Here is a 12,405-nt window from a genome sequence, read left to right on the forward strand (position 1 = left end):
GGCTCCCCTTATGCCGCTTGCGCGTGCTGTGCTTGACGGACCACCGCGGCCAGGCGCTTGAGACCTTCGTCGAGGCGGGCCGGGTCGATATGGCTGAAATTGAGGCGCAACGAACCGTGATGGTGGTCCGGCTCGGAAAAGAACGGTTCACCGGGCATGAACGCGACGTTCTGTTCCAGCGCTTGCGCCAACAAGGTGCGGGTGTCGAGTGGCTGTTTCAAGGTCAGCCAGAAGAATAATCCACCTTGGGGCACTTGCCAGTCGGCCAGATCGGCGAAATGACACTGTAGCGCCGCCTGGAATGCATCGCGGCGCTGGCGGTAAAAACTGCGCAGTTCCACCAGGTGCTGCTGGTATTTTTCGCTGCCGATCCACTGCATCGCCTGCCATTGGCCGACGCGGTTAGTGTGCAGGTCAGCCGATTGCTTGAGCTTGAGCAGGTGCGGGAACAGGTCCGGGCTGGCGATCAGGTAGCCGACGCGCAGGCCGGGCAACAGGGTCTTGGACACGGTGCCGGTGTAGATCCAGCTGGCCTTCTTCAGGCGCCCGGCGATGGGTTTGGCACTGCCGCCGTCGAAGGTCAGTTCGCGGTAGGGCTCGTCTTCGATCAGGGTCACGCCGAACTCATCGAGCAACGCGGCGACGGCTTCGCGCTTGGCTTCGCTGTAGCGCACGGCCGACGGGTTCTGGAAGGTCGGGATCAGGTAGATGAACGCCGGGCGATGGCGTTCGAGGCTGGCACGCAACGCGCTCAGGTTCGGGCCGTCGGCCTCCAGTTGCACGGTGAGGCAATCGGCGCCGAACAGTTGGAAGATCTGCAACGCAGCCAGGTAGGTCGGGCCTTCCAGCAGGATCTGCGTGCCTTTGTCGATGTACAGCTTGGCCGCCAGGTCCAGGGTTTGCTGGGAGCCGCTGACCACCAGCACCTGGCTGGCCTGGCACGGCACACCGAGTGCGCGGGCTTCGGCGGCGAGCTGTTCACGCAACTGCGGCTCGCCTTCGCTCATGCCGTATTGGCCGATATTGAGGGGCATGTCGTCCCAGTTCAGCGCGGGCAGCATGGCTTCGGCCGGCAGGCCACCGGCGAACGACATCACTTCCGGGCGCTGGGCTGCCGCGAGGATTTCACGGATCAAGGAGCTTTTGAGGCGCGTAACACGTTCAGAGAAGGCCATAAGGTCACCGGTAGCAAAGCCTGTGGGAAATACGTCAAACTGGTTGACCGAAATTACGACGACTCACACGGATACGTCAATATGCTTGACCTTAAAAAACCCACCGCCCAGCAAACCGCCATGGAAGCGTTCTTCTTCGGCTACCAGGCGTTTACCGCCAAGGCCGATGAGATGCTTGAGCGCCGCGGCCTGAGCCGGGTGCATCAGCGCATCGTGTTTTTTATCGCGCGCTACCCGACCTTGAGCGTGAAGGAACTGCTGGAATTGCTCGGTGTGAGCAAGCAGGCGCTGAACATCCCATTGCGGCAACTGCAGGAAATGCACCTGGTGAACAGCGTTGCGTCCGAGACCGACAAGCGCAAACGCCTGCTCGAATTGACTGAGGAAGGCCTGCGTTTCGAACAGTCGTTGCGCCGTGAACAGGTAAAACTGTTGCAACGTGCGTTCAGCGAGGCGGGCGAAGAAGCGGTGGCAGGATGGCTGGCGGTCAATCAGGCATTGAGCGCGAACTAGCCCTTCGCACCGCTATTCGAAAACATTATTTGCTTTATTTGTATACAAAAGCATAATTCGCCTCGTGCGAGTTCCTGACCTATTGGTCAACAAAACCCGCCAGTACCTCAAAGCGCTGTTGCCCACATCCGTGACCGGCGCTGGAAATAACAATAAAACTCTTGAGGAGTACTCGCTGTGGATAGCCGCAAATCCGAAGCCCCTACGCTGGACATCGCCCCGCCTAATAACAGTTGGCTAGAACGCCTGTTCAAGCTCAGCTTGCATGGCACCACAGTGAAGACCGAGCTGATCGCCGGCCTCACCACCTTCATCACCATGGCCTACATCATCTTCGTCAACCCCAACATCATGGCAGACGCTGGCATCGACCATGGCGCGGCATTTGTCGCCACCTGCATCGCCGCCGCGCTGGGTTGCCTGCTGATGGGGCTGTACGCCAACTGGCCAGTGGGCCTGGCGCCGGGCATGGGCTTGAACGCGTTTTTCACCTACACCGTGGTCGGCACCATGGGCTACACCTGGGAAACCGCGCTGGGTGCGGTGTTTATCTCTGGCGTGCTGTTCATGGGCCTGACCCTTTCCCGCGTGCGCGAATGGTTGCTCAACAGCATCCCCGTGAGCCTGCGTCATGCCATGGGCGCGGGCGTGGGTTTATTCCTCGGGGTGATCGGCCTGAAAACCGCCGGGATCATCGTCGAGAGCCCAGCCACGTTGATCAAGCTCGGTTCGCTGCATGAGCCCGCGCCACTGCTGGCGGCAGTGTGTTTCCTGCTGATCGCCATCCTCAGCTACCACCGCGTGTTCGGCGCGATCCTGATCAGCATCATCGCCGTCACCTTGGCTGGCTGGGGCCTGGACCTGGTGCATTACAACGGCATGGTGTCTACACCGCCGAGTCTGGCACCGACCTGGATGGCCATGGATATCAAAGGTGTATTCAATGTCAGCATGATTAGTGTTGTATTTGCATTTCTTTTTGTACACATGTTCGACACCGCAGGTACACTGATGGGCGTCGCGCAACGGGCCGGGCTGGTCAATGCCGATGGCAAGATCGACAACCTGTCCCGCGCATTGAAGGCCGACAGTGCCTCCAGTGTGTTTGGTGCGATGGTCGGTGTGCCACCGGTGACGAGTTATGTGGAAAGTGCGGCTGGCGTGGCCGCTGGCGGGCGCACCGGGCTCACTGCCGTGACCGTGGGCGTGCTGTTTGTGGCGGCGATGTTTTTTGCGCCGCTGGCAGGGATGATTCCGGCGTATGCCACTGCGGGCGCGCTGATTTATGTCGCGATGCTGATGATGGCAAGCATGGCCCATATCAATTGGGATGAAGCCACCGACAGCATTCCGGCGATCGTCACCGCGATCATGATGCCGCTGACCTTCTCGGTTGCCGACGGTATCGCCCTGGGCTTTATCACTTACGTGGCGCTCAAGGCCGGCACCGGCAAGTACCGCGAGATTTCCGTCAGCCTGTGGGTGCTGTGCGCGATCTTTATCGCCAAATTCATATTTCTATAAAGGAGTAACGGATGAACCTGGAAACCTGGCTACTGTTCAGCGGCGCGGCATTGGTGGTGATCCTGATCCCGGGACCCCTGTCATTGCTGATGATCAGCAACAGTCTCAACTACGGCCTGCGCCGCTCGTATCCAGCGTTTCTTGGTGGGGTGTTTGCCTCGATCTGCCTGTTGAGCGCCTCGGCCCTGGGCCTGGGCGCGCTGCTGCTGGCGTCAGAGCAATTGTTCAGCGCCTTGAAGATCGTCGGTGCGGTGTACCTGTTCTACCTCGCGTGGCAGAGCTGGCAGCAATCACGGCAACCGGCCAAGGCGGCAGAGGTGCCCTACAGCGCACCGGTGCCACGCTTTCGTGCGCTGTTTGGCCGAGCCTTTGTACTGGGCGCCAGCAACCCCAAGGACATCCTGTTTTTTGCCGCGTTCCTGCCGCAATTCCTCAACAGTGACCAGGCCTTTTTGCCGCAGTTGCTGATCATGATCGCCACCTGGACCGCACTCGACCTGCTGTGCAAATTGTTCTACGGCCTGAGTGCCCATGGTGCGGCGCGTTACCTGCGCAGTGGCAAGGGCCAGGGTTGGTTCAACCGCGTCAGTGCCGCCCTTTTCGCAGGGGCAGGCATGATGGCGCTGCTCAAGGCCAGGTCGGGCTCACTTTGACAAAATAGACACTGGGTTCGACGTTGCGCTCGCGAGCCCATTGAATGCCCGCCATGATGCGCTCCAGACGCCCCTCTCGCATGGCGCGCTTGACGCCCGTGAACAGGGGCTTTTGCAGGTTTCTCTCGATAGCGACATTCACCCAGCTATCAACCAGCCGAGTGTCGATGGCGAACGACGGCCTATCAAACCAATGGAGTGCGACGTAGTACATTTTATTGGAGGGTGATTCGGGGTGAACGGCGATCAATTCATAGGTAAAGGTTTTACCCCGCGTCATTGGCACTTCATGAACAATGAAGCCTTGCCCTTCCAACACTTCTCTGACTGCTGCGCGCTGCACCGTGTCTCTCACATCCGTAACCGCTGCGTTGCCGATATTGGACCGCAACGAGCGGTCCAATTTCGGCGCCTTGAAGTCGACGCGGGTAAAGCCCTCTGTCGTACCGTCGTAACCGATATACAGGGCTCTGCCCTTCCTGTGGAGGGACGTTAGCATTTTCAGCAAGTCATCCGTTTGCCCCACCCCCTTGAGCGTGCGGGTCAACCAATTGTCCAGCGTTGCCCGTATGGTGAGCAGATGAGTGGCCGTTGGGTAGCGCGATGAGTTTGCCAGTTGAACCAGCCTGGCGACGACTGCCGCTCGGCTGGCAGTCGTCATGGTGGGGAAAGCTGTTTTTACATACTGCTCCAACGGTTTTTCGAACAGCGGCGTATGCAGTTGCCACTCCCCCGTCAGCGTGCGTGATACCGGGATGGGCTGCTCCCTACGTGCGGTGGTTGTCCAACGTTCAATCTCCAAAAGAGCGGGTAAATCCATCGATTTATCCCTGGTGATAAACGCGATGCCGCTGTGCGGTGCGTTGTCACCTTGCGCAAGCAACCTGTAATACCCGATGCCCGATGCCGTTACAGTGTCGTAGGTTGTACCCACTAAGATGACATTGTAGGAAGCCCCTGGGGGAGCCACCTGCACTTTGAATACCCCTTCATCCGAAAACGTCGATAAACGCTCCGTGGAAACGTCAGCTCTCCATTCAAACCAATAGTTAGCCGGTGCAGAGGACCTGCGAATGCTGCTTTCGGTGCCCGCACGTATTGTGGGTGGCTGCCATTCCCGAAGCACTGGCACCGGTTCGCGCCAAGGGTTGAGCGCGCCCGAACTGGGCCCCGGTTGAGGTGCATCGGCGCCCAGCGACCATTCGCGGTCTTCCCGGATGTAGAGCAGCAGTTCTCCCTCGGCCTCGCCACCCGGGCTCTTTACTCGCAACGCCGACTCATCGCCACGTCGATACACGGGATAGCGGTGCTCGCCGTCAACCAAAAACAGCTCGCCGTTTTTTACATACACGCCCTTCTCTCCCAGCCCTTGCAGCGGTAAGGCGCCTTCGGTGGAAAGGGGCTTGCTGAGGCGCTCCAACACCTTGACCGGGCGCGGCGCCGGCGGCAGTGACAAGTGGCTGCCCCGTCGATGCAGCTGGTTCAACCCACTGCGCACGCCTGCGGTCTTGGACGTTTTGGGCCCCGGTACGAATAAGCTCAGCAGGTCGATAAACACCATCAACGTCAGGAACGCCACATCCACCGCGTCCTCGGGGCGCCGGCTGTGGTGGTAGCGCTTGGCGGCCAGAAACAGTTCATACAGCCCGATCACCGTGCCAAGCAGTGGCACAAAAGACAGAATGCCACGCAACGAGGCGTTCCATTGATCGCCAAGGCGCTGTTCACGGTAACGCGCCAGCGTCGCACTGGACGTGGCGCGGGCATGGGCGCGTTGTTGGATTTCGAGCATGTGGGCGTGGGCGAGCAGTGCCTGGATATCGCTGTGTGCGGCTGGAACGAAATCCAGCCATGCCGTGGGGGCAGCGTCGATTTGCTCCTGGATATGAGCCTCGATGGCCTGCACGTCGGCAACGGGCAGCGTGTGTTTGATCTTGAATTCGCGGAAAAGCCGGCCAATCGCCTCGACTGCCGCGAGTACGCTGTCGTGAGCCTCAGGCGTGGGCAGAAACCTGGTCAAGTGCCTTGAAGGCATGGGCAAGGCCCCGCGCCCCGGATAACTGGCAAGCGCCTCATGCTCCCAGCCGGGCGCCACCCTCCTTGCCAGGTCTTTGATACCACCAGGCATGGCATTCAATTGATGCAATGCCGTCCTCGCCCGCTCCCACGTGCTGAATTCGGCCAGCACCGGAAAAACCGTCGCAGCCGGCCAATACACCAGACACAGCAGGTTGAGCTGATCGATGATCACCAGCACACCGGCGATATGCCGATCATGTTCCATCGTGTAGCCGCGCAGGCGCACAAAGGACAGGCTGATCTGGTGGCCGTTTTTGTCTAGGTCGGCAGGTAAACGTGCCGACAATCCCGTGTTGAACAGGCTTTGGCCTGCCGACGAGAGGCCTCGCCGCGCGGTCGAATACACCTGCATATAAGCCAGGTGCTGCGTAGCGCGGTCAATCAACGGCCGGAAAAGCCCGGTGGGCGCCGGACTGAATGCGCGCTGGATCAATGCGTCGTAGTGGCCACCAATGTCCAGTGCCGACAATGTCTTGATCAAATAGCGCGGATTCAATCGTTCTTTCCACTCAGGCTGCAGGTAGCGGGCCCGGTTCAAACGCCATTCCGTCCAGGGCGCCAGGGCATCGAGATTATGCAGGGCCAGTTCCATCAGACTAAAGGTGGTGTGTTCAGAGCTGACGATCTTTTTGACGTGACGATCACCCACCACGCATTGACTGGAAAACCAGCCGCAGTATTGAGCGCCGACATCGTCGGGCATATCCAGCAGAGGCTTATCCACATCCAGTTCCGAGAAACCATCCTGTTTGAGTTGGGCCATCAATAACCCGCGAGCAAACGCATGCAACGGCGGCAGGATTTGCCAAAGGCGGCTTTCCAGCGCCAGCGCGCTGGATACATAGCGGCGCTGCAAGCGCTTATAGGGTTTACGCTGGTCCGCCGTGGCGGTGGCAAGCCACGCCGGTTGGCTTTCCCCCTGCTCGGCGGCGAACCGCATGAACGCCACATTGGCCAGGGCCAGCGTGCGGCTCTGATTGATCGGTACGCTCAAATGCTCGCGTAGCTCTTGTGCCAAGAGCTGTCGCCCGAGGGCCACGTCACTCACCTCACTGAACAACCGGCCAGGCTCATCCAGGCGTTTGTGCAGCCGGGCATGGTGTTCGACCTGTGCCTTGAAATCCTCATACAGCACATCGTGGTCCACAGCGCTGTAGCCCACGTGCACCGACTTGGCCAGGCTAAAGCGTGCGGCAGAACGTACATCTCGTCCGATGTAACGCCACAACACCGAACCGTCACGGCTACCGAAGCTGGCGCGCAGCCCTTGGGACAAACGCTCCAGATGCTCGAATACCGCCAGCCCGCCGAACTCGCCGCCCACCACCAGCATGACCGGCTGGCGCAGGTTGGGCTCGGCCAGGGCACGGACAGTGGTGACCACAAACACGCTCATCAGGCGGTAGGCATTGTCTGGATGATTGCCCACTGATACCTGCAACACCCGCGTGTCACTGTTGCCGCGCTGCGTCGCCAAGGGTGTGTTGAGCACCTCCAGCAACCGATCCAGATGCGTCTGCTTGATCAATCCCAATTGGTGTTCAAGTTGCGCCGCCTGACGCAATGCCCGCCGCTGGGCGTTCAGGATCAGTAATGCGCGCTTATGGGTACCGCTGGGGCGCTCAAGCCAGAAGCTCACGTTGAATAACTTCACGTCTTCGCACTGGAGCCATTGGTTCACGATCTCAGCCTGGGCCTGGTGGTCTTTTTCAAGGGCCAGGATGGCTTGGTAGGCCTCGCTGGGCTGGCGCAGATCATTGTTTACCCACAGCGCCAGCACCGCGCTTGCATAACGGCGCAGCTCTCGATCACACGCCTTGAGCGGCAGGTCAGAGGACTGGCTCCCCAATACAATCTCGTGCTGACGGCGCTGGCGGTCCCACTCCAGCAAGGCATCCAGACTCTTTCCGAACGGCAGGCCACGGCTCATGCGCTTGCGGCCCTTTTCGATAAACCCCAGCAACCGTGAGGCCCTGCGGCTCGGCAGCGGGGTTCCCGGCGCTGACGGCGCGGTGTAATCGAGCGACAACACCGCCCCCCATTCATTGTTCCATTGCTCGTCGAGCAAGGCTTGCGCACTGTGCGCCAGGGCGTCCCCCTGCACCATCACACCCGGCTGCAGCGGGATGTTCGCCTGACGCTTGAGCGGCAGGTAGTGCCAGGACTCACTCAGCAACGACCTCTGCACCCGTTCAGGCAAGTCCTGCTGTGCCTGACGCCAGGAACGGAACTCATGAAACGCACACAGCAACCCCGGCAGGTAAATAACCTGGGGCCCGTCCGCCGCCCCCGTTCGGTAAATGTGCAACGCTCCGGGAATCGCCAGCGCACCGACGCTGGCATGGGGCCAGGCCAGCGTCCCCACTTGCACCGTGGCCCAGGCGCCGCCCGCACGCTGCCGCGCTTCGGCGCTGGGCGCGTCCACCAGTTGCTTGACCATCGCGTAGCCAACTGTGGAGAGTTGAAACACCTGGTGGGCGAGAAAAGCCTGGTCGGCAAACGCGGTCTTGCGCAATTCAGCCCAGCGCTCCCCACGTGAGCGCCAGGAGCCAGGGGCAAGATGCTCCCAGTAACCTTTCATGGCGGCGTTGGTCCTGGCTGGCAGATTGAGCTTGCTGACACGGGACAGCGCCTCCCAGGCATTGAAGGGCAATGCGCGCTCGGGATCACCGGCAAGGCTCAGCGCCGTGAAGTGATGGAGGTTGATCGGCACACCAGGGTCACGAAACAGTGCCAGGGTTCGATCCATCAGGTTGTCGACCTGGCGCGCGGGCTGCGGCGGTAGCGGCTCGCGAAACAGCAGGGTGTCCGGGTCCAGGGCAAACGCTTCGCGCAAGGCGTGGCGGATCACCGAGAGAATGCGCGGCGCCCGCCCTGCCAGCTCACCCAACTGTTTTGTGGTGTGCAGATAGCGCGCCTGGGTGGCATGCCACTGATTGATCGAGCGACTGGGCTGGGCCGCGCTGTCCAGGCGCCGCGTCAACCGCGTGCGAATCGCCGTCAGGCGTTCGTCCTGGGTAATGTCAGGGTCGTCGAAATCAAAGGGCGCAGGATCGGGTGTTTCGGTGCTCATGGCGGCATCTTCACGGCTGAAAAAAAACCGAGCCTAGGTAATCACCGTTTTGTCGGTGCGTTACATAAGTGCCAGACGAAAAAAAGCCCGCAGTGTGGGCGGGCGAAAAACCAACGAAGAGCTTTGGGGGTGTGAAGCGAGGTGACGCTAGCTACCGCGATAGGTGGAGTAGCTGTAGGGCGAAATAAGGAGCGGGACGTGGTAGTGATCCTGTTCGGCGCTGATGCCGAAGCGCAGAACCACTACATCCAGGAAGGCCGGTTCGGGCAGCTGCACACCACGGGCGCGGTAGTAGTCACCGGCGCTGAATTGCAGTTGGTACACGCCGCTGCGGTAATCATCGTCTTGCAACAAGGGCGCGTCGCAGCGGCCGTCGCTGTTGGTCAGCGTGGTGGCGACCAGTTCCAGCTGCGCGCCTTCAACGCGATACAGCTCAACCTTGATCGCGCTGCCGGGGCAGCCATGTGCGGCATCCAAAACGTGTGTGGTCAAACGTCCCATGGCGTCTACGCGCCTCCCGTAGTCAGTAGAAGAGTGATCCGCACTTTTTCAGGGCAGCGAAAAAGCCGGCGATGACTGATTAAGACACTTTTTAAAAAAATTGTACACAATAAAAATCACAAACCTTTGAAGTCTCCCGGCGCCATTGCTTAATGGAGCAATCGGCCAGTCATCCTTGCTTTTAAACGACCTTTTGTCCATTAGCTGACCAACCAGGCAAGTTTCTTGCTACACCAGTCATCTAGAGCCTTGCAGAAAAAATGCAGAAATGTAGGCTTACAAAGTGCGCGATAAGTTGTATACAATCACTCATCGCTAACACGACGAACAAGAAGGAAGACTGCAGTGAGCGCTGACTACCCACGCGACCTGATCGGTTACGGCAGTAACCCTCCTCACCCCCACTGGCCGGGCAAGGCGCGTATTGCGCTGTCTTTCGTACTCAACTACGAAGAAGGTGGCGAGCGCAATATCCTGCACGGCGACAAAGAATCTGAAGCCTTCCTGTCGGAAATGGTTTCGGCCCAGCCGCTGCAAGGCGCACGCAACATGAGCATGGAGTCACTGTACGAGTACGGCAGCCGTGCCGGCGTGTGGCGCATCCTCAAGTTATTCAAAGAATTCGATATCCCGCTGACCATCTTCGCCGTGGCCATGGCCGCCCAGCGTCATCCGGATGTAATCCGCGCGATGGTCGAGGCCGGTCATGAGATCTGCAGCCACGGCTACCGCTGGATCGACTACCAGTACATGGACGAGGCCCAGGAACGCGAGCACATGCTCGAAGCCATCCGCATCCTCACCGAGCTGACCGGCGAACGCCCACTGGGCTGGTACACCGGCCGCACCGGCCCGAATACGCGCCGCTTGGTGATGGAGGAAGGTGGCTTTCTCTACGACTGCGACACCTACGACGACGACCTGCCCTATTGGGAACCCAACAACCCCACCGGCAAGCCGCACCTGGTGATCCCCTACACCCTGGACACCAACGACATGCGCTTCACCCAGGTGCAGGGCTTCAACAAGGGCGATGACTTTTTCGAATACCTCAAAGACGCGTTCGACGTGCTCTACGCCGAAGGCTTGGATGCACCGAAGATGCTTTCCATCGGCCTGCACTGCCGCCTGATCGGCCGCCCGGCACGCCTGGCGTCGTTGAAACGCTTCATTGAATACGTCAAAGGTCACGAACAGGTGTGGTTCACTCGCCGCGTGGATATTGCCCGTCACTGGCATGACACCCACCCTTTCAAGGGAGCCGCCAAATGACTGCGTTCCAGACCCTGAAACCCTCGACCCTGAGCCGCGACGAATTCGTCGCAGCCTTCGCCGATATCTACGAACATTCGCCATGGGTGGCCGAAAAGGCCTTCGACCTGGGCCAGGATGCTTCGATCGACCAGATCGAAACCCTGCACCAGCGCATGAGCGACATCCTGTTGAGCGCCGATCATGCCAGCCAGCTGGCCCTGATCAACGCTCACCCGGACCTGGCCGGCAAAGCTGCCGTCCAGGGCCAACTCACCCAAGCCAGCACTGATGAACAGGCTGGCGCGGGGATTCACCAATGCACGGCCGAAGAGTTTTCTCGCTTCACCGAGCTGAACGATGCCTACAAGGCCAAGTTCAAGTTTCCCTTCATCATGGCGGTAAAAGGCAGCAACCGGCACCAGATCCTGGCCGCATTCGAAACGCGCATCCACAACTCGGTGGACACCGAGTTCAAGTGTGCACTGGCCGAGATCAACAAGATCGCGTTGTTCCGCTTACTGACCCTCTAAACGACCATCCCCAGCCACTCTCTTTAAGGCAGACAAGAAGAATGAAAGCTTACGCCGTACCTTTCGAAAAGTTCGTCAACCTGGCCGACGCCCGCCTGGGCACCAAGATCATTTCCGTCACCGATGACTGGTTCGCCGACGCCAACCGCCTGTTCCAGCCGACCCCGGCCGTGTGGAAGGAGGGCGTTTTCGATGACAACGGCAAGTGGATGGACGGCTGGGAGTCGCGCCGCAAGCGCTTCGAAGGCTACGACAGCGCTGTGATCCGCCTGGGTGTGCCGGGCAGCATCAAAGGCGTGGACATCGACACTTCATTCTTCACCGGCAACTTCCCGCCGTCGGCTTCCCTGGAAGCCTGCTTCCTGGCTTCGGGCGAGCCGGATGACAACACCCAGTGGGTGGAAGTGCTGTCGGCCGTCGAGCTGCAAGGCAACAGCCACCACTACCACGAGATCAACAACGACCAGGCATTCAGCCACCTGCGTTTCAACATCTACCCGGATGGCGGCGTGGCCCGTCTGCGTGTGTACGGCGTGCCGTTCCGCGACTGGTCCTCGGTGGGCGACAACGAACAGGTCGACCTGGCTGCTGCACTCAACGGTGGTCGCGCCCTGGCGTGCTCCGATGAACACTTCGGGCGCATGAGCAACATCCTCAACCCAGGCCGTGGCATCAACATGGGCGACGGCTGGGAAACCGCGCGTCGTCGTACACCAGGCAATGACTGGGTGATCGTCGCCCTGGGCCATCCGGGCGAGATCGAGAAAATCATCGTCGACACCCTGCACTTCAAGGGCAACTACCCGGACACCTGCTCAATCCAAGGCGCTTTCGTGAAAGGCGGCACCGACAGCCAGATCGAAACCCAATCGCTGTTCTGGCGCGAACTGCTGCCGGCGCAGAAGCTGGAAATGCACGCTGAACACACCTTCGCAGAGCAGATCAAGGCACTGGGGCCGATTACCCACATCCGCTTGAATGTGTTCCCGGATGGCGGTGTGAGCCGCCTGCGGGTCCTGGGCAAGGTCGCCAAGTAAGCGGTGAACCCTGTGGCGAGGGAGCTTGCTCCCTCGCCACAAAAGCACAACCAACAACAGCATTCG

9 protein-coding genes are annotated in these 12,405 nt (G+C 60.0%); 6 read left to right on the top strand and 3 right to left on the bottom strand.

Features of this window, described 5'->3' with window-relative positions; translation table 11 throughout:
• Positions 1-8: 8 nt before the first annotated feature.
• The gene (locus AYR47_RS28465) at positions 9-1,175 is read right to left on the bottom strand and encodes an aminotransferase-like domain-containing protein (protein WP_033900867.1); all 1,167 of its coding nucleotides are present in this window, start codon (positions 1,173-1,175) and stop codon (positions 9-11) included.
• Between the two features lie 81 nt (positions 1,176-1,256).
• On the opposite strand from AYR47_RS28465, the gene AYR47_RS28470 reads away from it, so the two are divergent.
• The 3 genes from AYR47_RS28470 to AYR47_RS28480 all read left to right on the top strand — a co-directional run bounded on the left by AYR47_RS28470 (position 1,257) and on the right by AYR47_RS28480 (position 3,865).
• Positions 1,257-1,688 (top strand): MarR family winged helix-turn-helix transcriptional regulator, encoded by a 432-nt coding sequence (locus tag AYR47_RS28470; RefSeq protein ID WP_033900866.1) that lies wholly within the window; start codon positions 1,257-1,259, stop codon positions 1,686-1,688.
• Between the two features lie 177 nt (positions 1,689-1,865).
• Entirely contained in the window at positions 1,866-3,212 is a 1,347-nt protein-coding gene (locus AYR47_RS28475) for an NCS2 family permease (protein WP_033900865.1), read from the top strand.
• A gap of 11 nt (positions 3,213-3,223) precedes the next feature.
• Positions 3,224-3,865: a LysE family translocator gene (locus AYR47_RS28480; RefSeq protein ID WP_061449160.1), complete on the top strand. Its 642-nt coding sequence runs from the start codon at positions 3,224-3,226 to the stop codon at positions 3,863-3,865.
• Here AYR47_RS28480 and AYR47_RS28485 read toward each other — a convergent pair.
• Both AYR47_RS28485 and uraH read right to left on the bottom strand, forming a co-directional pair.
• Complete coding sequence (locus AYR47_RS28485) at positions 3,840-9,017, bottom strand: dermonecrotic toxin domain-containing protein (RefSeq protein ID WP_061449161.1); 5,178 nt, start codon at positions 9,015-9,017, stop codon at positions 3,840-3,842. The two genes, AYR47_RS28480 and AYR47_RS28485, sit on opposite strands and share 26 nt — an antisense overlap.
• Positions 9,018-9,164: 147 nt before the next feature.
• Positions 9,165-9,518 (bottom strand): hydroxyisourate hydrolase, encoded by a 354-nt coding sequence (uraH, locus tag AYR47_RS28490; RefSeq protein WP_033900857.1) that lies wholly within the window; start codon positions 9,516-9,518, stop codon positions 9,165-9,167.
• 345 nt (positions 9,519-9,863) lie between these two features.
• Here uraH and puuE point away from each other — a divergent pair, with 345 nt between their 5' ends.
• From puuE to alc, 3 genes are read left to right on the top strand one after another with little or no spacing between them, the layout of a single operon-like run.
• Complete coding sequence (puuE, locus tag AYR47_RS28495) at positions 9,864-10,790, top strand: allantoinase PuuE (protein ID WP_033900854.1); 927 nt, start codon at positions 9,864-9,866, stop codon at positions 10,788-10,790.
• Positions 10,787-11,302 carry a 2-oxo-4-hydroxy-4-carboxy-5-ureidoimidazoline decarboxylase gene (uraD, locus tag AYR47_RS28500; protein WP_033900851.1) on the top strand — a complete coding sequence of 172 codons (516 nt, stop codon included), beginning with the start codon at positions 10,787-10,789 and terminating at the stop codon, positions 11,300-11,302. The genes puuE and uraD overlap by 4 nt, the downstream gene beginning before the upstream one ends.
• A gap of 41 nt (positions 11,303-11,343) precedes the next feature.
• Positions 11,344-12,339 (top strand): allantoicase, encoded by a 996-nt coding sequence (alc, locus tag AYR47_RS28505; RefSeq protein WP_010208835.1) that lies wholly within the window; start codon positions 11,344-11,346, stop codon positions 12,337-12,339.
• Positions 12,340-12,405: the final 66 nt, after the last annotated feature.

The organism is Pseudomonas azotoformans (genome assembly GCF_001579805.1).
Taxonomy (GTDB): Bacteria; Pseudomonadota; Gammaproteobacteria; order Pseudomonadales; family Pseudomonadaceae; genus Aquipseudomonas; species Aquipseudomonas azotoformans_A.